The organism is Streptomyces sp. bgisy100, from assembly GCF_057709105.1.
The window spans coordinates 26,820-48,257 of record NZ_JBYITE010000021.1; the positions used below are offsets into that span (position 1 = coordinate 26,820).

The following is a 21,438-nucleotide window of genomic DNA, read 5'->3' on the forward strand; positions in this document are numbered from 1 at the left end:
TCCTTGCCACCGTGGCGACCCCCGAACCCCCTCTCTCCGCATCCAACCATGCCCATCTGCGCCCGCGCTCATTACCCATGGGTTCCGGTACCGGACAAGATCCCTGCTCACGCAGCGGATCCAGCCGTTCACAGCGGGGAGCCGGCCGGGCCCGAGCGGGGCCTCCACGACCCTCCGCCCGGCGGCTTCACGACGGCCCGCCGCCCCGGGCGAGCACCCGGGCGAGCGCCTCCACGACCCGGGGTTCGTGGTCGCGGGCGGTCGCCAGCCGGAGCCGTTCCAGAGCGGCCAGCGGACCGTCCAGCCCGCCGCCGCCCGCCAGGTCGTCGTAGGCGTTGACGGTGCGGACGATGCGGGCGGGGAGCGGCTGTGCACGGTACGGGTCGGCCTGCCGCTCGACGATCAGCGCGACCTCGGGGTCCACCCCGGTCTGCCGGACCACCGCGCCGCCGAGCAGCGCGATCCGGTGGCGTTCCTCGGGCGGCAGGGATTCCGTGGCGCCCGACGGAGCCGGGTCGAGGAGCGAGAGCCGGCCGATGTCGTGCATCAGCGCCGCGTACTCCAGCACGGTCAGGCCGGGTTCGGTGAGACCGAGCTCACGGCCGACGGCCCGGCTCAGCGAGGCGACCCGACGGGCGTGGCCCGTGGGGGTGCAGCCGGCGATCTCGGTGGCCCGGGCGAGGGAGGCGATCGTCTGCCGGTAGGTGGCCTTGACCGCCGCGTACCGGCGGAAGGCGAACTGGGTGAGCAGCAGCGGCACGCTGAACACGGGCAGCGCCCAGAGCCCGGCCACGGCCGCGGCGAGCGCCATCACCACCCCGGTCGCGCAGATCGCCGAACCGATGCCGAGCAGGGCCCGCAACTCGTCCCGGAGCAGCGGGCCGTACGGCCAGCCGGTGCGGGCGTGGGCGAGGGCCGCGGTGAGCACCGCGTCGCACAGCGCGGTGAGGCCGAGCAGGAACAGCAGGAGCAGCGCGTAGGACGGGCCGCGTCCCGTCCAGGCGTCCAGGACACCGGAGTTGTAGAGGGGCTGGAAGCAGGTCGCCGCGAAGCCCGCGGTGAGGACGCGGCGGGTGAGGTGGTCGAGGACCCGGTTCCGGCCGCAGGCCACGTGCGGCGCGGCCCCGGCGAGTGCGGCGGCGCCGACGACGGTGACCACCTGGAGGACGCCGTGGCCGGAGGAACGCCCGCCGACCTCCCCGAGCAGCGCGTAGGCGAGGGCTCCGGCCGCGCCGAGCGGGGCGGCTTCACGGCCGCCCCGGGTCTCCCGGCGCACCAGCTCACCGACGGTGATGAGGACGCCGAAGGCGAGTGCGGTGGCCGGCTCGGCGATGCCGTGCCAGAGCGTCCAGACGAATCCCGCTGCGCCGAGTCCGCCCGCGGCGGCCCGGACGGCGGGCACGGCCCAGGAGGCGCGGACGGGTCTCCGGCGGGCGGGTGCCCCGCGCAGGGGTCCCCGGCGTGGGGACGGACGGCTTGTGGACGGGCGGCTTACGGAGGGACGGCTTACGGGCGGACGGCCGGGCGCACTCCGCTCGCCGGGCGCCTGCCCGGGCAGCCGGACCCCCTCGGCCCACTCCGGGCGCCCGCACGCTGCGCCGGGCTCCGTACCGGGCTCTGTGACGGGGTCCGAGCCGCCTGATGCGCCGGGCTCCGTGCCGGACGCCGTGCCGCCGGATGCGCAGGGCTCCGTGCCGCACTCCCCGCCGGGCCCTGCACGGCGCTCCGTACCGCCTGATGCGCCGGACCCCGTACCGAGCTCCGTGTCGCGCTCCGTGCCGCCCGCGGCAGGGAGCTCTGCGCCGGGATCCGGGTCCGGGGCCGGCTTCGGGTCGACATCCGGGACCGGATCCGGGACCGCCTTTGTGCCGGCTTCGGGATCCGGGTCCGGATCCGGGTCCCGGTCCGGGTCCGGCTCCGTGCCGGGCCGGGGTATGGCTCCGGAGGGTGACGGCGGGTGGTCCTGCCGGTCCGGTGCCTGAGTGCGCTCGCCGGGCTCCGTCGGGTCCGGGCCGTCGCCCGCTCCGGACCCGGCACCGATGGTCCGCGCGGCATCCGGAGCGCCGTGCCGGGAGTCCTCCCCCGCCCCCGGACGGGCGCTCATCGCCGACCGCCGCGAGGGCGGCGGCGGTTCCCGGCGGTGCCGGCCGCGGGCCGGACGTCCGGGACCGGGACCGGCCCGGACTCCCGCGGGTGCGGACCGGCCCTTCGGGCCCGCCGCTCCTCCGCTGCCGTGCCCGCCGCCGAGTCCGCTGCCGTGTCCGCCGCCGTGCCCGCCGCCGGTTCCGGGGCGGGGGCGGGCACGGCCCCCGGAGCGGTGTCCGGCGCCGGTGCGGGGACGTTTCCGCTGAGGTCCGCGGGGTGCTCGCTGTCCGCGGTGACGTTGGGGTGCCAGCCGTGCCGGTCCAGCGCCCGGACCAGCGCCCGGACCATCCGGGGGTCGAAGTGCGAACCCGCGCACCGGCGGAGTTCGGCCACCGCCGCCGCCACCGGCCGGGCCCGCCGGTAGGAGCGGGTGGAGGTCATCGCGTCGAAGGCGTCGGCGACCGCGACCACCCGGGCGAACTCCGGGATCTGCCGTCCGGAGAGCCCATAGGGGTAGCCGCGCCCGTCCAGGCGTTCGTGGTGATGCAGGATCGCCACCCGGGCCTCCCCGAGGAAGCCGATGCCGCGGACCATCTCGTGCCCGTACTCGGGATGGAGTTCGATGACGCGGCGCTCCTCGGGGGTGAGCGGGCCGTCCTTGCGGAGCAGCCGGGTGGGGACACCGAGCTTGCCGACGTCGTGCAGGATGCCCGCGATGCGCAGGGTCTCGACCCGGCCCCCGTCCATGCCCAGCTCCCGGGCGATCATCGCCGAGGCGCGGCCGACGCGCTCGCTGTGGCCGCGGGTGTAGCGGTCCTTGATGTCGACCGCCTGGACCAGGGCGCGGATGGTGGCGTGATGGGCGGCGCGCTCCCGGTGGTACTGGGCGAAGACCCAGCAGGAGATGTACATCGGCAGCAGCACCAGCAGCGACGTGACCGGCCCGAACGGGCTGCGCCACAGGACGGCCATCATCAGCCCGGCCGACCCGTGGACCAGATGGGGGGCGAGCGAACGCAGCAGCAGCCCGCGCCAGGCGGTGCGGGGCGGACAGCGCTCGGCGGCGACCAGGATCCCCCCGTCGAGGGCGGCGGTCACCGCGCAGAACGCGAGGACGGCGAGGGCCGCGGGCAGCAGGACACCGGGGAAGTCGGCGGTGGCGACCGCTTCCCGGCCGTCGCCGGTGAGGCGCCCGGCGCCGAAGACCTGACCTGCGGCGAAGGTCGCGAGGGCGACGCGGGCGGCGTGCCAGACCCGGCGGAGCCGGACGGGCTGCTGCTCGACCCGGCCCAGCAGCGCCCCGGGCAAGCCGACCAGGGCGGCGGCCGCGGGCGGCAGCAGGAAGGCACCGGCGAGGAGCACCGGGACGAAGGGCCCGGCGCCGGCCGGGGCGGTGCGTCCACGGTCCGGGGCGCCCCGTGGTGCGGTCCGGGGACGGCCGAGCCGCTCGGACGCGGCGCAGAGCAGGGCCAGCAGGGCGGCGGCGTCCCACGGCGTACCGGCGCCGGGGCGTAACGCGGGCGCGGCGCACACCACCGCGGCGAGCACAGCGCACAGGACGTACGCGCGCGCCCCGCGCGGCACAGCTCGCATGGTGCTCCTCTCCCATGGTTCCCGTGCGCTCGACGTGATCGCTGCGTCTTCGAAGCTGCGTCAGGATGGGGAGAATAAGCCCGCGCCGGGCCGAGGACAGGCGCATCGACGTATTAGGCCGTGCGGGGGGCGCGGATTCGCACCTTCGGGTGACAGAAGGGCCCTCGTCCGGGGTGCTGCGACGGGGGCGGGCGCCCGCTGTCGGCGGGCCAGGAACCACCGGCCGTACGCCCCTGCCGCGCGCCGTGCACAGCCCGGGGACCGGCGCCGCCGGACGCGCCCTGCACACCCCGCGGACCGGCCCCGTCGAAGCAGTCCCGAGGAGCAGACCCGTCGAAGCAGTCCCTCGCGTCGAACCGGCCCATCCGGAATCCGTACGCCCGCAGGCGCGCACACGTACGGGCCCGCCCGGAAGCGGGCCCGGAGGGATGCGGACTCAGGCGCTCGGACGGCCTCGGGTACCGGCGGCCGAGGTCTCGGGCGGCCGGGGCCTCGGGCGGATCGGCCTCAGGCCGATTCGGAGGTGCGCTCCGGCCCGGCGGAGGACTCCGCCTCGGCCTCCGCGGCCTGCTGGTCGGCGACCGCCTGCTCCAGTACGGTCTGCTCGGGCACGGCCTCGCCGGCCCGGATGAGCTCGATCCGGCCCATGACCTTGGAGCGCAGGTCGGTCGGCACGTCGTCATGGCCGCAGCAGCGCTTCACGAGCTTCTTCACGGCCTGCTCCAGGCCGTACTTCTCCAGGCACGGTGAGCATTCGTCGATGTGCACCTCGAACTTGGCGCACTCGCCGTCCGGCATCTCACGGTCGAGGAACTCGTAGAGGTGGTCGAGTACCTCGGAGCAGTCCGTCTCGTGCGGATCTCCGCAGCTCATGATCCCGAGCCTTTCCGATCGTGCGACTCGGTCGACGCAGCGCCCGCGCCGGCGGGGACCAGCCCGCGCTCACGGGCGTAGTCCTCCAGCAGACCGCGCAGCTGACGACGGCCGCGGTGCAGCCGCGACATCACCGTGCCGATGGGTGTAGCCATGATGTCCGCGATCTCCTTGTACGCAAACCCCTCGACATCCGCGAGATAGACCGCGATGCGGAACTCCTCGGGAATGGCCTGGAGCGCCGCCTTCACATCCGAGTCGGGCAGGTGGTCGAGCGCCTGCGACTCGGCGGAGCGCAGCCCCGTGGACATATGGGACTCGGCGCGCGCGAGCTGCCAGTCCTCGATTTCCTCGGCCGCACTGCGCTGGGGCTCGCGCTGCTTCTTGCGGTAGGAGTTGATGAAGGTGTTCGTGAGGATCCGGTACAGCCACGCCTTGAGATTGGTGCCCTCGCGGAACTGGTGGAAGGACCCGTACGCCTTCGCATACGTCTCCTGCACGAGGTCCTCGGCGTCCGCCGGATTGCGGGTCATCCGCAGCGCGGCGGAGTACATCTGGTCGAGGAAGCCGAGGGCGTCCCGTTCGAAGCGCGCGTTGCGCTCGGCCGCGGTCTCCCGTGCCTGGCCGTCGTCGGTCCCTGCGTCGGTCCCAGTGACCGGACCCACCTCCTCCAACGCCGCCGTGGCGGAACCGAATGCGGACCCGCTCGAATCGGAGAATAGACGACGATCCGCGTCACCCGCCGCTCCACGGGAAGCAGGCTGGGGCAGCAACGCCCGGGACCACTCGGTGTCGGCGGTCTGCGGACGGGCCGGGCATTGGATCGAACCCATGCGGCGGACTCCCTCTCCTCATACGAAGGCCTGCATCAACGGACACCCGCGACAACGCAGGCGAGCACCGCCGCATTCCCGCGTTCCGGCATGTGGTACGCCACAGCCCCTCGGCGGAACCGGGGCGGAACCGGGGCGGAACCGGGGCGGAACCGGGGCAGCACCGGGGCGGGCCCGGAGACGCGGCGACGGCCCGGCCGTCAGGCGGTCCGGTCCAGCCAGGCACCGACCCCATCCGTGATGATCTCCAGGGTCTCCTCCTGCCCGGGCCCCGCCTTCTTCGGTACGGCGAAGCCGTGATCGGCGTACGGCACCTCGACGATGTCCGTGCCCGCCGGAAACTCCTCCGGGCGCCCGAACGGGTCCCGTCCGCCCTGGACGACGAGGGTGGGCACCCCGGCGCCCGTCAGCTCCTCCGCCCGGGACTTCTCCGGCCGGCCGGGCGGGTGCAGCGGGAAGGACAGCGCCAGCACGGCCCGCGCGCCGAGGCCGCGCGCCGTACGGCAGGCGACCCGCGCCCCCGCGCTCCGGCCGCCCGCCACCACCGGCAGCCCCGGCTTCTCCAGTGCGGGCCACAGGGCCGTCCAGGCGGTGTCGAGGGTCTTCGGCGCCGGGGCGAGCCGCTTGCCGGCGACCCGCCAGGGCTGCTCGACCAGCGCGACGGTGACGCCGCGGGCGGGCAGCCCGGCGGCGAGCGCCCGCAGGTCCCGGGCCTCGATCCCGCCGCCGGCGCCATGGCCGAGGGCCAGCACCAGCCGCGCCTTCCGCGCCGCCCGGTGCCAGGTGATGCGGGCGTCGCCCGCGGGAGTGGGTACGGTCTCGGTCTCCATCACCCGTCCATCCTGGCCCGTGCGCCCCGGGAAACCGGAAACCCCGGGGGCTCAGAAGAGCGTTTCCTCCTCCGGGGCCTCGAGCTCCGTCAGCAGTTCCGGGCCGTTGTTGCGCACATTGCTGACCTCGGTGGAGACCGGGTACGCCCGGACGGTGCCGGCCGGCGGCGGGGCCAGCAGGGTGCGCAGGTCGTCCGGGTCCGTGCGCGCCGGGTCGAGCCAGGCGGACCAGCGGTCCTCGGGGAGCACCAGCGGCATCCGGGGGTGGATCTCGGCGAGCGACCCCGGACCGTCGCCGGTGGCACCGGGCAGGGGTGTGGTCTCCGCCTCGGTCGTGACCACCGAGCAGGTCACCCACCAGGCCCGCGGGTGCTCGGGGGGCAGGGTGCCGTCCCGCCAGAACTCGTAGAGCCCGGCCATCGCCATCACCGAACCGTCGGCGGGGGTCACGAAGTAGGGCTGCTTGCGCGGGCGCTTCTTCCTCCCCTCCTCCTCCAGCCGGCGCTCGGCGGCCGCGGTGACCCACTCGTAGTAGCCGTCCGCGGGGAGCAGGCAGCGGCGCGCGGTGAAGGCCCGGCGGAAGGAGGGCTTCTCGTGCACCGTCTCCGCCCGGGCGTTGATCATCTTCGCGCCCCCGTCGGGATTCCTGGCCCAGGACGGGACGAGCCCCCAGCGCAGCATCCTCAACTGCCGCACCGGAGCCGGGTCCCCGGTCTCCTTGTCCGGCCGCTCCAGCACCGCGTAGACGTCCTTCGTGGGCGCGACATTCCAGTCGGGGGCGAGGGTCTCTTCGGGATCCCACTTCGCGACGCCGAACGCCCCGACGAGGTCCTCGGGCTTCCGGCTCGCTGAATATCGACCGCACATAAGTGCCACACTGCCACGACGTCCGTACCTTCCGGCAAGGGAGCCGCCCCTTCATGAACAGCACAGCGATAGGCGATCTCTGGGATCGCGTCATAGGTTCCCAACCGGACCCCTCTCTCTGGCTGGTGGCCACGACCGCGGTGGTCGCCCTCGCGGCCGTGCTCCCGCATGCCGCCTGGCGGCTCTCCCGGAACGCCGTGACCATCGCGCACGAGGGCGGACACGGCCTGGTGGCGCTGCTCAGCGGCCGCCGGCTGGACGGCATACGGCTGCACTCGGACACCTCCGGGCTGACCGTCTCGCGCGGCAAGCCCACCGGGATCGGCATGATCCTCACCGCGGCGGCGGGCTACACCGCGCCGTCCCTGATCGGGCTCGGCGGCGCCTGGCTGCTGGCCGCCGGACACATCACCGCCCTGCTCTGGGGCGCGGTCGTGCTGCTGACCGCCATGCTCGTGATGATCCGCAACGCCTACGGCGTGCTGACGGTCCTGGTGGCCGGCGCCGCCTTCTTCCTCGTCTCCTGGCTGACCGGCCCCGCCGTGCAGGCCGCCTTCGCCTACGGCGTGGTGTGGTTCCTGCTCCTCGGCGGCGTGCGCCCGGTCTTCGAGCTCCAGGGCAAGCGGCGCCGGGGCGGGGCACCGGACTCCGACGCGGACCAGCTGGCACGGCTGACGAACGTCCCGCCGGTGCTCTGGCTCCTCCTCTTCCACGTGGTCTCACTGAGCTCGCTGATCGGCGGCGGACGCTGGCTGCTCGGTATGTGAGCGGCGGCGGTTGCGCGGCGTGACATCGGCTACCCTCCACCACTGCCGACTTTCGGCTGGGTTTCTCCGCTTTTGATCAAGATCGGTGCCCGAGCCGAACCACTAAAGTGAGGCCCATGACCGGTAACCCCGAGCACACCGCCCTCTGGCCCGCCCCGTCCGCGTCCGGCCCCGTCGACGCGACCGTCACCGTGCCCGGATCGAAATCGGTCACCAACCGCGGCCTGGTCCTGGCCGCGCTCGCCGCGGAACCGGGCTGGCTGCGCCGCCCGCTGCGCTCCCGCGACACCCTGCTGATGGCCGAGGCGCTGCGCGCCATGGGCGTCGGCATCGAGGAGACCGTGTCCAGCGCCACCGCGGGCGCCGACGGCGGCGAGGCCTGGCGGATCATCCCGGCCGGGCTGCACGGCCCGGCCACCGTGGACGTGGGCAACGCCGGAACGGTGATGCGTTTCCTGCCACCGGTCGCGGCGCTCGCCGACGGCCCCGTCCGGTTCGACGGCGACCCCCGTTCCTACGAGCGCCCGCTGCACGGGGTGATCGACGCCCTGCGCGCCCTCGGCGCCCGGATCGACGACGACGGCCGCGGCGCCCTCCCCCTGACCGTGCACGGCGGCGGGGCACTGGACGGCGGCTCCGTCGAGATCGACGCCTCCTCGTCCTCACAGTTCGTCAGCGCGCTGCTGCTGTCGGCGCCCCGCTTCAACCAGGGCGTGGAGGTGCGGCACGTGGGCGCCGCCCTGCCGTCCCTGCCCCACATCCGGATGACCGTGGACATGCTGCGGTCCGCCGGCGCCCGGGTGGACACCCCCGAGGCCGGCGGCGAGCCGAACGTCTGGCGGGTGACGCCGAGCGCGCTGCTCGGCCGGGATCTGGTGGTCGAGCCCGATCTGTCCAACGCCCAGCCGTTCCTGGCCGCGGCCCTGGTCACCGGCGGCCGGGTCACCGTCCCGGACTGGCCGGAGCGCACCACCCAGCCCGGTGACGCGCTGCGGCAGATCTTCACCGAGATGGGCGGTTCCTGCGAACTCACCGACGCGGGGCTGACGTTCACCGGATCGGGCTGCATCCACGGCATCGACGTGGACCTCGGCGACGTCGGCGAACTCACCCCCGGCATCGCGGCGGTCGCGGCGCTGGCCGACTCCGAGTCCGTACTGCGCGGCGTCGCGCACCTGCGGCTCCACGAGACCGACCGGCTGGCCGCGCTCACCAAGGAGATCAACGGCCTGGGCGGCGACGTCACGGAGACCGAGGACGGTCTGCGCATCCGCCCGCGCCCGCTGCACGGCGGGGTCTTCCACACCTACGACGACCACCGGCTGGCCACCGCCGCCGCGATCATCGGACTGGCCGTCGAGGGGGTCCGGGTGGAGAACGTCGCGACCACCGCGAAGACGCTCCCCGACTTCCCGGACCTGTGGTCGGGGATGCTCGGCACCTCCGTGGCCCCCGCACGGAGAGCGTGAGAGCACCCAGCGATGCGCCGCTACGGCAAGCACACCGACGAGGACGACGTACGGGTCCGGCCGAACCGCAAGGGCAACCGCCCCCGTACCAATATCCGGCCCAAGCACGAGGACGCCGCCGAGGGCTTCGTCCTGACCGTCGACCGGGGCCGGCTGACCTGCCTGGTCGAGGGCCGCACGATCACCGCGATGAAGGCCCGCGAACTGGGCCGCAAGGGCGTGGTCGTGGGCGACCGGGTGGGGATCGTCGGTGACCTGTCCGGCGCCAAGGACACCCTGGCGCGGATCGTGCGCGTCGAGGAGCGCTCCTCGGTGCTCCGGCGCACGGCGGACGACGACGACCCGTTCGAGCGGGTGGTCGTGGCCAACGCCGACCAGCTCGCCATCGTCACGGCGCTGGCCGACCCGGAGCCGCGGCCCCGGCTGATCGACCGCTGCCTGGTCGCGGCCTACGACGCCGGGCTGGACCCGCTGCTGGTGCTCACCAAGTCCGACCTCTCGCCGGCCGGACCTCTGCTGGAGACGTACGAGACGCTGGGCGTGCCCTACGTGGTGACCAACCGGGCGCAACTGGCCGACGGCGGCGCCGCGGAGCTGGTCCGGGGGCGGCTGGCCGACCGGATCACGGCCTTCGTCGGCCACTCCGGGGTCGGGAAGACCACCCTCGTCAACGCCCTGGTGCCGGACCGGCAGCGGGCGACCGGCGTGGTCAACGCGGTGACCGGCCGCGGCCGGCACACCACCACCTCGGCGCTCGCGCTGCCGCTGACCGCGGACGCGGCCACCGGCGGGAAGGGCGGCTGGGTGATCGACACTCCCGGAGTGCGGTCCTTCGGGCTGAACCACATCGATCCGTCCCGCGTGATCCACGCGTTCCCGGACCTGGTGCCGGGCACCGAGGGCTGCCCGCGGGCCTGCAGTCACGACGAGAAGGACTGCGCGCTGGACGCGTGGGTCGCCGAGGGGCACGCGGACCCGGCACGGCTGCACTCCCTGCGGCGGCTCCTGGCCACCCGGGAGCGGCGCGAGGGGGACTGACCTCCCGGCGCCCGGCCCGCGGCGCGTCCGGCGATCCGGCCCGGCCCGCGCGCACCCGGTCCGGCCCGCGCCCGCTCGCCCGGCCCGCGCCCGCTCGTCCGGCCCGCAGGGGCTCCTGCCGGCCCGGGAGGGCAGCGAGCCGGAGGCGGCTCTCCGGTGGACCCGCTCCTCGGATGCGGGCGCGCCACCCTTCCGCGGCGGCCGCCGGCGCCGGGTGCCCGGGGCGGTTTCCGTGCGGCGTTCGACGCTCCGACGTTCGGCGGTTCCCGCCCGAGGTGCGTGCATAATCGCACCAAGCACACCGAGGCGGACGAAGCGGTCACCGACGCGGGAGGCACACACATGGCGTGGCTGCTGGTCGTGGTCGCCGGGCTGCTGGAGACGGGCTTCGCGGTGTGTCTGAAGCTCTCGCACGGCTTCACCCGCCTCTGGCCGACCGTGGCCTTCTGCGCCTTCGCGCTCGGCAGCTTCGGCCTGCTGACCCTGGCGCTCAAGAAGCTGGACGTCGGACCGGCGTACGCGGTCTGGACGGGCATCGGCGCCGCCGGGACCGCCCTCTACGGCATGATCTTCCTCGGCGATCTGGTCTCCACCCTGAAGATCGTCTCCATCTCGCTGGTGATCGTGGGCGTGATCGGCCTCCAGCTCTCCGGCTCCGCGCACTGACCGCTCCGCCGCCACCTCTCCGCCGCCGGCCCGGGCCCGGGCCCAGCAGCACGGCCCGGTTCCGCCGGCAGCACGGCCCGGGGCCCGGGCCGGTTCCGGCGGCGAGCGGCCCAGGAACCCGGGCCGGCGACGGGGCCCCGGGCTCAGCCGGACCGCCGCGCGGCGACCCCCGCCGCGCAGCACCCCCTGACCAGCCGCGAGGGATCCTCCGCCCCCGCCGGAACCACCACGTAGGACAGCGCCAGCCGGACGGCGACCTCGCACTCCCGGGCCAGCTCCTCCGCCTCCTCCTTCGGCCGCCCCGCCTCCAGGACGGCCAGCGCCCGGTCGCGCACCTGCCTCAGCAGCTCGACCGGGGTGGGCGGCCCGGCGTCGGCGCGGCGCTGCGCCGGGAGGTACGACGCGGGCGATCCGGCTCCCCCGGCGCGCGGGGGAGCCGGCAGCAGCTCACCCCAGAACCCGGTGAGGACGGCTCTGACCAGCGGATTCGTCCGGGCGGTGCGCACCGTCCAGTCCGCGACCGCCGCGAGGCGCCGGCCCGGGTCCGGTTCCGCGCCGTTCCCGTCCGGCCGGCCGAGAGCTCCCTCGACCCCGGCGAGATAGGCGTCGGCCTCCCGCCGCACCAGGGCTCTCGCCAGGCCGTCCTTGCTCCCGAACTCGTTGTAGAGGGTCTGCCGGGACACCCCGGCGGCGGCCGCGACCTCGACCATCCGAACGCCCGACCAGGGGCGGTACGTCAGCGCCGCGAAGGCGGCGTCCAGCAAGGATTCACGTGCAGTAGGCATCGTTGCCTCCCGGCACTCCGGTTCACACGGCTGACGTCCGCACACAATTGACGCGCCGCCATGGAGTGTCAATAGCCCCGACGGCGCACCCCTCCACCCCAGACGGACACGGTCGTGTGGCCGGTCCGCGGAGCGGTCGATACTGTTCGCCCATGCCCGACTATCACGATGATCTGCGTCTGGCCCACGTGCTGGCGGATACCGCGGACGCCGCGACCATGGAACGGTTCAAGGCGCTCGACCTCAAGGTCGAGACCAAACCCGACATGACGCCGGTGAGCGAGGCCGACAAGGCCGCCGAGGAGCTGATCCGCTCCCAGCTGGCCCGTGCCCGGCCGCGCGACGCCGTGCTGGGCGAGGAGTACGGCAGCGAGGGCAGCGGCCCGCGGCGCTGGATCATCGACCCGATCGACGGCACCAAGAACTATGTGCGAGGCGTCCCCGTCTGGGCGACCCTGATCGCGCTGATGGTGCAGGGCGAGGGCGGCTACCAGCCGGTCGTCGGCGTGGTCTCCGCTCCGGCGCTCGGCCGCCGCTGGTGGGCGGCGCAGGGCTCGGGCGCCTACACCGGCCGCAGCCTGTCCTCGGCGACCCGGCTCCGGGTCTCCCAGGTCGGCAAGGTCTCGGACGCCTCCTTCGCCTACTCGTCACTGACCGGCTGGGAGGACCAGGGTCGGCTCGACGGCTTCCTCGACCTGAGCCGCGACTGCTGGCGGACCCGCGCCTACGGCGACTTCTGGCCCTACATGATGGTGGCCGAGGGCTCGGTGGACATGTGCGCCGAGCCGGAGCTCTCCCTCTGGGACATGGCGGCCAACGCGATCGTCGTGCAGGAGGCCGGCGGCAGCTTCACCAGCCTGGACGGCGTGCCGGGGCCGGGCGGCGCGAACGCCGCCGCCTCCAACGGGCTGCTCCACGAGGACCTGCTGGGCTATCTGAACCAGCGCTACTGACGACGGGCGGGCGCGGGCACCGGGCGCCACCGCGCCCCGTCCCGGCTCCGCCCGCCCCCTTGCCGCCTCCAACGCCGCATGTGAACATGAGAATCCCCCTGCTTGTGAACTTGTGAATTCCTTCTCATGAAGGATTCCCACCTCATGAGGGGTTCACCTCCTCTTGGAGGATTCACGCTTCGCGGGGGGATACACGAAGAGAGGTGGCCCCGTTCCATGCTCGTTCGCGACGCCATGAGCTCGGTAGTCCTCACCATCGGCCCCACCCACACCCTCCGCCAGGCCGCGCAGCTGATGTCCGCGCGCCGGGTCGGCGCCGCCGTCGTCCTCGATCCGGAGGACTGCGGGATCGGCATCCTCACCGAACGCGACATCCTCAACTCCCTGGGCGCCGGCCAGGACCCCGACCGGGAGAGCGCCCACGCCCACACCACGACCGACGTCGTCTTCGCGGCCCCCTCCTGGACGCTCCAGGAAGCGGCGGAGGCCATGGCCCACGGCGGCTTCCGGCACCTGGTCGTCCTCGACGACCTGGAGCCCGTCGGCGTGGTGTCGGTACGCGACATCATCCGCTGCTGGGCTCCGGAACGCCGGCGGACCACGGCACTCGCAGGCTGACGGACGCGTAAGCCGCACACCGGCGGACCGCACACCCCGCGGCCCCCGGACCGGCGCCACGAGCGAACGGGCCCGAGCACATCCCCGCCACGCCCGCACCCGGGCACCGGGCGGGTCGCACACCACCGAGCACCGGAAGGGGCCGGATCCCGTGCGGGATCCGGCCCCTTCGTGACGACGAGCCTCCGGTCAGCCGCGCAGGGCCCGGACCGCGGCCTCCAGACGCTTGCCGTAGTCCTCGTCCGCCCGGCGGAAGTTGTCGATCGCCCGCTCGGCGATGTCGTCGCGCGACACCTGGGCGATGAAGCCCGCGAGGTTGGCGATCAGCCGCTCCCGCTCGGCCTCGGACATCAGCCGGTAGAGGTGACCCGCCTGGACGAAGTCGTCTTCCTCGGCGTGCGAGGGGGCGGCGTCGTTGCCGGTGACGCCGCCGACCGCGAGCGGCTGCCACAGCGGACGGCCGGTCTGCTCCGGACCGCCGAAGCTGTTCGGCTCGTAGTTCCGGGCGCGGCCGTGCCGGCCGTCGTAGAGCGCGCCGTCCCGGCCGTGGGTGCGCGCCTCGGTGGCGCGCGGACGGTTCACCGGCAGCTGGTCGGCGTTGATCCCGACGCGGTGGCGGTGGGCGTCGCCGTAGCCGAAGAGCCGGCCCTGGAGCATCTTGTCCGGGGACGGGCCGATGCCCGGTACGAAGTGCGCCGGCGAGAAGACCGACTGCTCGACCTCGGCGAAGATGTTCTCCGGGTTGCGGTTGAGCTCCAGCTTCCCGATCTCGATCGGCGGGTAGTCCTCGTGCGGCCAGACCTTGGTCAGGTCGAACGGGTTGAAGCGGTAGCCCGCCGCGTCGGCCGCGGGCATGATCTGCACCTGCACGGTCCAGGTCGGGAACTCCCCCCGCTCGATGGCCTGGCGCAGATCGCGCTGGTGGGAGTCGGGGTCCTCACCCGCGAGCCGGTCGGCGTCGCCCTGGGCGAGGTTCCGGATGCCCTGGTCGGTCTTGAAGTGGTACTTGACCCAGAAGACCTCTCCGGCCTCGTTGTTCCACTGGAAGGTGTGCGAGCCGTAGCCGTTCATGTGGCGGTACGAGGCGGGGATGCCGCGGTCGCCGAAGAGCCAGGTCACCTGGTGGGTCGACTCGGGCGAGAGCCCCCAGAAGTCCCAGACGTTGTCCGCCTCCTGCGACCCGGTGTACGGGTCGCGCTTCTGGGTGTGGATGAAGTCCGGGAACTTGATGGCGTCCTTGATGAAGAACACCGGGGTGTTGTTGCCGACGAGGTCGTAGTTGCCCTCCTCGGTGTAGAACTTCAGCGCGAAGCCGCGCGGGTCCCGCACCGCGTCGGCCGAACCGAGGCTGCCGGCGACGGTGGAGAACCGCAGGAAGGTCTCGGTCCGCTTGCCCACCTCGGACAGGAACTTCGCCCGGGTGTACCGGGTCACATCGGCGGTGACGGTGAAGGTGCCGTACGCGCCGGCGCCCCGCGCGTGCACCACCCGCTCCGGGATCCGCTCCCGGTTGAAGCGCGCGAGCTTCTCCAGCAGGTGCTGGTCCTGGACCAGGACCGGGCCGCCGGTGCCCGCGGTCTCGCTGTTCTGGTTGTCCGCGACCGGAGCGCCGGACTCCGTCGTCAGCGGGCCGGTGGTCCCGGTCACCTCGTCCCGAACCGTCACGTGCTCCTCCTGCGTGTCGTCCTGCTCGTGGCCTTCGCTGAACGCGATCCTACATTGGACTTAGTCCAAGTCAAGATGAAGACGAAGACCGTACCGGTTCGGAACAACGGTCGCCCGCTGTTAGGCTGATAGTCATGAGTGACCTGCTGGAGCGACTTCGAGGACGCGGCTGGCGCCTGACCGCGCAGCGGCGGGTCGTCGCCGAGGTCCTCGACGGGGACCACGTCCACCTCACCGCGGATGAGGTCCATGCGCGGGCCGTCGAGCGACTGCCCGAGATCTCCCGCGCGACCGTGTACAACACGCTGGGCGAGCTGGTCTCGCTCGGCGAGGTGATCGAGGTCAGCACGGACCGCCGCGCCATGCGTTACGACCCGAACGCCCACCACCCGCATCAGCACCTGGTGTGCGCGAAGTGCGGCACGGTGCGCGATGTCCATCCCGGCGGCAATCCGCTCGCGGACCTGCCGGACGCCGAGCGCTTCGGCTTCACGGTCTCCGACGTCGAGGTCACCTACCGCGGGCTCTGCCCGTCCTGCACCAGCGCCTGAGGCGGTCGGCAGCACCGCCCGGACCCGTCCTCGCCGTCGGAACGCACTGCGCCGACGGCCTTCCGCACGCGCGGGCCCGAGACGAAGCGCACCGCCCGAAGCAGACAACGACGGCACGGAGCGGGCGGCGCACACCACGCACTCATGCGCGCGCACATGACGAAGGCCCGGATCCTGAGGATCCGGGCCTTCGTTCTCGTAGCGGGGACAGGATTTGAACCTGCGACCTCTGGGTTATGAGCCCAGCGAGCTACCGAGCTGCTCCACCCCGCGTCGGTGTGCCTTTACTCTAGCCTCAGGCCGACGACCAGCGCAAATCCGTTGAGGAGGCGGCCTCCCGTCGCGCCCTCGCGGCCCGCGGCGCAGCCCCGGGAGGGCCTTGCGCGCCGGGTGACCACGCCCCACAGGCGCCCTGCGCCCGCCGGTGACCGCGGCCACCGGCGCACCGGACACCGGCCGCCGCGCACCGCGCACGGTCCGCCGTACCGGGGTTCGCCGGGCGCCCGCGCACGGTCCGCCGTACCGGGCACGGTCCGCCGGGCCGGGCGTCCTCCGCCGGGCCGGGCGCCCGGGAGCGCCCGCGGGCCCCGGCCGCCACGGCGGCCTGTGCGGACCGACGGCCGCCCGGCCGAGGCCGTGACCCCGGCCGGCGCCGGCTCGTCCCGCCCGGCGTCAGGCCGTCAGCTCCTGCTGGAGGGCGTCGCGCAGTCGCGCCGCGCGCTCGGCGACCGCCGCCGGCCCCAGCTCGACCGCTCGCGTGCACCAGCGCTGCCCCTCGGCGAGGGCACCCCGGCGGGCGGCCAGCAGGGCGAGGCGCAGCGCGGCGCGGCCGTGGCCGGCGTTGGCCGCGCGGGTCCACCAGAGGGCCGCCTCCGGCTCGCTGCCCTCCCGGGCCAGCAGCAGCCCCAGGTTGAAGGCGCCGCTGCGGCTGCCCGCCTCGGCGGCGGTGCGGTACCAGCGCGAGGCCCCGGCGACGTCACCACGGAAGGCGGCGATCATCCCGCAGCGGACCTGGGCGCTCCGGTGGCCCTGTTCGGCCGCCCGCTCGTACCACTCCTCGCACTCGGTGGCCGTGCCGTCCCCTTCCTCCGGCCGCTGCCGCCGCTCCAGCAGGGTGCCCAGGCGGAAGGCCGCCTCCGCACTGCCGCCACCGGCCGCGCAGCGCAGATGGCGCTCCGCCGTCCGCTCGTCGCCGTCGCGGAGCAGCGCGATGGCGACCTGCAGGGCCGCCTCGGTGTGCCCGGCCGCGGCGGCGCGCTCGTACCACTGGCGCGCGGCGGCCGTCTCGTTCCGCCCGGCGTGCAGGATGCCGAGGTTGAAGGCCGCGTCCACGCTGCCCGCCTCGGCGGCCTTGGAGAACCACGGCTCCGCCCCCGCGGGGTCGCCCTGCTGGAGCAGCAGGACCGCGAGCGCGTTGGCGGCCTCGCGGTGCCCGGTGTAGGCGGCGCGGCGGTACCACTGCTCGGCCTGGGCGGTGCGGTCCTGCTCGGCGCAGAGCAGCCCGAGGTTGAACGCGCCGTTGTGGTCCCCGGCGTCGAGCGCGGCGCGGTACCAGCGCTCGGCGGTCTGCGGCTCACCGCGGTCGGCGTGCAGGGCGCCCAGCGCGTTGGCGGCGTTGCCGTCGCCGTCCTGGGCCGCGCGCCGCCACCAGACCGCGGCGCTGTCGGTGTCCCCGGCGTCGCGCAGCAGGAAGCCGAGCGCGCAGGCGGCGCGGGGCTCCCCGTCCTTGGCCGCGGTGAGGTACCAGCGGCCGGCCTCCTGGGTGTCGCCCCGCTCCTCGAGCAGGGTGCCGAGGTGCAGTGCGGCACGCCGGTGGCCGCGCGCCGCGGCCTGCCGGTACCACTGCTCGGCCTCGCCGGCCGTGTCCTCGCCGGACGGTTCCGGGAGCTCCCGGCGGCCCGTGGACGTGCCGAACGGGTCCGGGCGGCGCGGGTCGTCCGGCTCGTGGCCGGGGTGGTGCCGGTCCAGGATGCGGGCGAGCCGGTACGCCGCCTCGCGGTGCCCCTGGTCGGCCGCCGCCCGGAACCAGCGCTCGGCACCGGCGTCGCCGCGGTGCTCCAGCAGGTCCGCCAGGGCGTAGGCGCCGAGGGCGTGGCGCGATTCGGCGGACTGGCGCAGCCAGTACTCGGCGGCGGGTTCGTCACCGCGCTCCCGGTAGTGGCGGCCGAGGGCGTGCGCGGCCGCGGCCGAGCCGGCCACGGCGGCGATCCGCCACCAGCCCGCGGCCTCGTCCGCGTAGCCACGCTGGTGCAGCAGGACGCCGAGGTTGTTGGCCGCCGCCCGGTCCCCCGTGGCGGTGGCGGCCCGCAGATAGGGCTCCGCGCCGTCGAGGTCGCCCCGGCGCAGCAGCAGAGCGCCGAGCACGCTCATCGATTCGGTGTCGCCGACCTCGGCGCCGTGCCGGTGCCGGGTCGTCTCCTCGTCCGTGTCGGCGGTGAGTGTGGTGGTCTCGGTGCAGCCCGGTCCGGCTGCGGATGCGAGCGGGCCCTGCCCGTCGTCGGGTGGGCTCACAAACCGACCTGTTTCCAACAGATTTGCCTTGTCCCCCATAAGGGCCATCGTCGCACCACCCGCAACCCGCGTACACCTCGTATACCGCAGCCCGTGAAGTCACTTCGGCGTTTTGTCGACTTCCCGACACGACGTTGTGCCAAACGCCGGACTCCCAACTGTCCCCCACACAAGCGAAGGGCCCGGAGTCATTGACTCCGGGCCCTTCTTTCGTAGCGGGGACAGGATTTGAACCTGCGACCTCTGGGTTATGAGCCCAGCGAGCTACCGAGCTGCTCCACCCCGCGTCGTTGTGTACGTAACAGTACCACGCTGCGGGGTGGAGCCCTGCTCAGTTGTTCCCGGGCTTCTGGTCGGCCGGCTTCCGGTCCGCCTTCGCCTCGGCGTCGGCAGCCCGCTTCAGCGCCGCCTCCAGGTCCTCCTGGGCCTTGCCGTAGGCGGTCCAGTCCTGGTCGGCCAGCGCCTTCTGGCCCGCCTCGAACGCCTTCTGGGCGTCGTCGAGCGCCGCGCGCACCGTCGGATCGGCGGACGGCGGACGGGTGCCCTCGCCCGGCGGCTTCGTCGTGCCGCCCTGCTTGCCGAAGACCTCGTCGAGCGCCTCACCCAGGGTGTTGCGGAAGGCGGTCTGGTCGTTGTACGAGACCAGAACCTTCTTCAGCAGCGGGTAGTTGGTGCCCGCACCGCGCACGTAGACCGGTTCGACGTAGAGCAGGCCGCCGTCGAGCGGGACCGTGAGGAGATTGCCGTACTCGACCTCCGAGTCACCTCTCTTGAGGATGTTGATCTCGTTGGCGATGGCCGTCTCGGAGTTGAACTTGCTCTGCACCTGCTGCGGACCCGACACCGTGGTGTTGGACGGCAGCTTCAGAATTCTGATCTTGCCGAACTCGTCGCTCTCGGCGTCGGCGTCCACGGCCATGAAGGCACCGAGGTTCTCCCGGCCGCGGGGCGTGAACGTCGTCGTGAGCGAGAACGACTGCGCCTTCTGGTCCGGCATCTTCATGCTGAGGTAGTACGGCGGCACCGCGTTCCCCGACTTGTTCGTCGGGTCGTTCGGCACCTGCCAGACCTCACTGCCGCTGTAGAACTGCACGGCCTTGGTGACGTGGTAGCGGGTCAGCAGCTGGCGCTGCACCTTGAACAGGTCCTGCGGGTACCGCAGATGCCGCATCAGGTCCTTGTCGATGGAGGACTTGGCCTTCACCGTGCCCGGGAACGCCTTCTTCCAGGTCTTGAGGACCGGGTCCTTGGTGTCCCACTCGTAGAGCTGCACCTTGCCCGTGAAGGCGTCGACGGTCGCCTTGACCGAGTTGCGGATGTAGTTGACCTGGTTCTGCTGGGCCACCACCGCGCGCTGACCGTTGGTGAGCGAGTCGGCCGTGGTGTCGCCCAGCGTGGTGCGCGAGGAGTACGGGTAGCCGTTCGACGTCGTGTAGGCGTCGACGATCCACTGGATCCGGCCGTTCACGACCGCGGGATAGGCGTCGCCGTCGATGGTGAGCCAGGGCGCCACCGACTCGACGCGCTCCTTGGGCGTGCGGTTGTACAGGATCCGCGAACCGTCGCCGATGGCACCGGAGTAGAGGATCTGCGGCTCGCCGAAGGCCACCGCGTAGGCCGCCCGGTTCACCGGATTCGCCAGGTTGACCCCGCTCTTGCCGGTGTACCGGTAGAGCTTCTCGCCGGCGGCGTCGGAGTAGTCGAGCTCCTTCTGCGGACCGCCGACGATCGAGTACTGCGAGGTCTTCTCGCCGTAGTAGACCCGCTGCTGGTAGGTGCCCAGCTGGCCCTTGGTCGGCAGGTCGTACTCGGTGAAGTCCGGGGCGCCGCCCGGTGTCACCGAGGTGCCCTTGGCCGCCACCGCGCCGTAGCCGTGGGTGTACTTGAAGTGGTCGTTGATCCAGTTCCGCTCGGGGATCCCGTTGATGTTCAGCTCGCGCAGGCCGATGACGGTGTCCTGCTCCTTGCCGTCCTTGCCCGGGTAGCGGTCGACGTCGAGCGTGGCGGGGAAGCCGTAGTAGCCCCGGACCTGCTGGAGCTGCTGGTACGTCGGCGAGACGATGTTGGGGTCCAGCAGCCGCATGCTCGCGGTGCTCTCGGCGTCGCTGCGCAGCTTCCGGTCATCGGTCTGCGTGCTCTTGCCGGAGTAGTCGCTGACCTGCGAGTCGTCGATGTCGTACGCCTTGCGCGTGGCATCGATGTTCTTCTGGATGTACTGCGCTTCCTTCGCCTGCTCGTTCGGCTGGACCTGGAACTTCTGCACGATCGCCGGGTACAGCCCGCCGATGAGGATCGCGGACAGCACCATCAGCCCGAACCCGATGACCGGGAGCTGCCAGGTGCGCCGCCACAGCGTGGCGAAGAAGAGCAGGGCGCAGATGACCGCGATGCAGAAGAGGATGGTCTTCGCCGGGAGATAGGCGTTGGCGTCGACGTACCGCAGGCCGGTCCAGCCGTTGGTGGACTTCAGGTCGCTCGACTTGACCGCGAGGCCGTACCGGTCGAGCCAGTAGGCGACCGCCTTGAGCGAGACGAAGACACCGAGCAGCACGGACAGATGGCCCGTCGCCGCGGCGGTGGCCCGGGCCCCCGGGCTGGTGATCCGCAGACCGCCGTAGAGGTAGTGGACCAGGGCGGCGGCGATCAGGCTCAGCACCGCGGCGGCGAAGCCGAAGCCCAGCAGGAAGCGGAACCACGGCAGATCGAAGGAGTAGAAGGAGACGTCCTTGTCGAACTGCGGGTCCTTCGTACCGAACGGGACGCCGTTGACCCACAGCAGCCAGGTGCGCCACTGGCCGGAGGCCGAGGCCCCCGCGATCAGCCCGATGAGGGCGGTGACCGCGAGCAGCACCCACTTCTTGTACGGGGCGATGCTCATGCGGTAGCGGTCGAGGCTCTGCTGCTCGACCGACATGGCGCTGAGCGGCGGCCGCAGCCGGTGGGCGAGCCAGATGTTGACGCCCACGGCCGCCGCCATCAGCAGGCCGAAGACGAGGAAAAGGCCGATCTTGGTCCACAGGGTCGTCGTGAAGACCGACGAGTAGTCGACCGAGCGGTACCAGAGCCAGTCCGTCCAGAAACCGGCGAACATGACGAAGAGCATGGCCAGCACGGCCAGCACGCCCAGTGTCATGAACAGGGTCCGGACGCGCCGGGACGGTCGGCCGACTCTGATCCGCGGCCCTGTCGGGCCTCCGCCGCGGTCCGGCATCTGGAAAGCCAAGGTGCGCACCTCGATGTTTCGCTGTCGTATGAGCGGGCCCCCGCGATAGTAGGGGCCCACTCCTGCAACTTACTCAGGCTTTACCCAGTTCCCGTTCCGGGTCACGAAGGG

General features: G+C 73.2%; 17 protein-coding genes and 2 tRNA genes. 7 read left to right on the top strand and 12 right to left on the bottom strand.

Annotated features, from left to right (window positions below; translation table 11 throughout):
- Positions 1-187: 187 nt before the first annotated feature.
- The 6 genes from AC3EQ1_RS16300 to AC3EQ1_RS16325 all read right to left on the bottom strand — a co-directional run bounded on the left by AC3EQ1_RS16300 (position 188) and on the right by AC3EQ1_RS16325 (position 7,081).
- Entirely contained in the window at positions 188-1,402 is a 1,215-nt protein-coding gene (locus tag AC3EQ1_RS16300) for an HD-GYP domain-containing protein (protein ID WP_432095031.1), read from the bottom strand.
- Between the two features lie 698 nt (positions 1,403-2,100).
- Complete coding sequence (locus AC3EQ1_RS16305; protein ID WP_432095032.1) at positions 2,101-3,678, bottom strand: HD-GYP domain-containing protein; 1,578 nt, start codon at positions 3,676-3,678, stop codon at positions 2,101-2,103.
- Positions 3,679-4,185: 507 nt separating this feature from the next.
- A complete protein-coding gene (gene rsrA / locus AC3EQ1_RS16310; RefSeq protein WP_432095033.1) occupies positions 4,186-4,551 on the bottom strand; it encodes a mycothiol system anti-sigma-R factor in 366 nt (121 codons plus the stop codon).
- The gene (locus AC3EQ1_RS16315; RefSeq protein WP_432095034.1) at positions 4,548-5,216 is read right to left on the bottom strand and encodes a sigma-70 family RNA polymerase sigma factor; all 669 of its coding nucleotides are present in this window, start codon (positions 5,214-5,216) and stop codon (positions 4,548-4,550) included. Before AC3EQ1_RS16315 ends, rsrA begins: the two co-directional genes overlap by 4 nt.
- 368 nt (positions 5,217-5,584) lie before the next feature.
- On the bottom strand, positions 5,585-6,214 hold the full coding sequence (locus AC3EQ1_RS16320) for an alpha/beta hydrolase family protein (protein ID WP_432095035.1): 630 nt from the start codon (positions 6,212-6,214) through the stop codon (positions 5,585-5,587).
- Positions 6,215-6,265: 51 nt separating this feature from the next.
- Positions 6,266-7,081, bottom strand: a complete 816-nt coding sequence (locus AC3EQ1_RS16325; RefSeq protein WP_432095036.1) for an SOS response-associated peptidase — start codon at positions 7,079-7,081, stop codon at positions 6,266-6,268.
- Between the two features lie 53 nt (positions 7,082-7,134).
- Here AC3EQ1_RS16325 and AC3EQ1_RS16330 point away from each other — a divergent pair, with 53 nt between their 5' ends.
- From AC3EQ1_RS16330 to AC3EQ1_RS16345, 4 genes are all read left to right on the top strand, one after another.
- On the top strand, positions 7,135-7,848 hold the full coding sequence (locus AC3EQ1_RS16330) for a M50 family metallopeptidase (protein WP_432095037.1): 714 nt from the start codon (positions 7,135-7,137) through the stop codon (positions 7,846-7,848).
- 116 nt (positions 7,849-7,964) lie between these two features.
- Positions 7,965-9,317 (top strand): 3-phosphoshikimate 1-carboxyvinyltransferase, encoded by a 1,353-nt coding sequence (gene aroA, locus AC3EQ1_RS16335; protein ID WP_432095038.1) that lies wholly within the window; start codon positions 7,965-7,967, stop codon positions 9,315-9,317.
- A 12-nt stretch (positions 9,318-9,329) separates the two neighbouring features.
- Positions 9,330-10,355, top strand: a complete 1,026-nt coding sequence (gene rsgA / locus AC3EQ1_RS16340; protein WP_432095039.1) for a ribosome small subunit-dependent GTPase A — start codon at positions 9,330-9,332, stop codon at positions 10,353-10,355.
- Between the two features lie 342 nt (positions 10,356-10,697).
- Positions 10,698-11,021 (top strand): DMT family transporter, encoded by a 324-nt coding sequence (locus AC3EQ1_RS16345; RefSeq protein ID WP_351514601.1) that lies wholly within the window; start codon positions 10,698-10,700, stop codon positions 11,019-11,021.
- A gap of 143 nt (positions 11,022-11,164) precedes the next feature.
- Here the strand turns inward: AC3EQ1_RS16345 and AC3EQ1_RS16350 are convergent, their stop codons facing one another.
- Entirely contained in the window at positions 11,165-11,806 is a 642-nt protein-coding gene (locus tag AC3EQ1_RS16350) for a TetR/AcrR family transcriptional regulator (protein WP_432095040.1), read from the bottom strand.
- A gap of 152 nt (positions 11,807-11,958) precedes the next feature.
- On the opposite strand from AC3EQ1_RS16350, the gene hisN reads away from it, so the two are divergent.
- Both hisN and AC3EQ1_RS16360 read left to right on the top strand, forming a co-directional pair.
- On the top strand, positions 11,959-12,759 hold the full coding sequence (gene hisN, locus AC3EQ1_RS16355; RefSeq protein WP_432095041.1) for a histidinol-phosphatase: 801 nt from the start codon (positions 11,959-11,961) through the stop codon (positions 12,757-12,759).
- A 216-nt stretch (positions 12,760-12,975) separates the two neighbouring features.
- The gene (locus AC3EQ1_RS16360) at positions 12,976-13,377 is read left to right on the top strand and encodes a CBS domain-containing protein (protein ID WP_432095042.1); all 402 of its coding nucleotides are present in this window, start codon (positions 12,976-12,978) and stop codon (positions 13,375-13,377) included.
- Between the two features lie 189 nt (positions 13,378-13,566).
- On the opposite strand, the gene AC3EQ1_RS16365 is transcribed toward AC3EQ1_RS16360, so the two are convergent.
- A complete protein-coding gene (locus AC3EQ1_RS16365; RefSeq protein WP_432095043.1) occupies positions 13,567-15,042 on the bottom strand; it encodes a catalase in 1,476 nt (491 codons plus the stop codon).
- Between the two features lie 134 nt (positions 15,043-15,176).
- Between AC3EQ1_RS16365 and AC3EQ1_RS16370 the strand changes: the two genes are divergently transcribed.
- Positions 15,177-15,593 (top strand): Fur family transcriptional regulator, encoded by a 417-nt coding sequence (locus tag AC3EQ1_RS16370; protein ID WP_432095044.1) that lies wholly within the window; start codon positions 15,177-15,179, stop codon positions 15,591-15,593.
- A 199-nt stretch (positions 15,594-15,792) separates the two neighbouring features.
- Here AC3EQ1_RS16370 and AC3EQ1_RS16375 read toward each other — a convergent pair.
- From AC3EQ1_RS16375 to AC3EQ1_RS16390, 4 genes are all read right to left on the bottom strand, one after another.
- Positions 15,793-15,866: transfer RNA gene (locus AC3EQ1_RS16375), tRNA-Met, on the bottom strand.
- A gap of 399 nt (positions 15,867-16,265) precedes the next feature.
- A complete protein-coding gene (locus AC3EQ1_RS16380) occupies positions 16,266-18,152 on the bottom strand; it encodes a tetratricopeptide repeat protein (RefSeq protein ID WP_432095045.1) in 1,887 nt (628 codons plus the stop codon).
- A 165-nt stretch (positions 18,153-18,317) separates the two neighbouring features.
- Positions 18,318-18,391 (bottom strand) — tRNA-Met (locus AC3EQ1_RS16385).
- A gap of 44 nt (positions 18,392-18,435) precedes the next feature.
- Positions 18,436-21,315, bottom strand: coding sequence for a UPF0182 family membrane protein (locus AC3EQ1_RS16390; protein ID WP_432095083.1), 2,880 nt, complete (start codon positions 21,313-21,315; stop codon positions 18,436-18,438).
- Positions 21,316-21,438 lie beyond the last annotated feature (123 nt).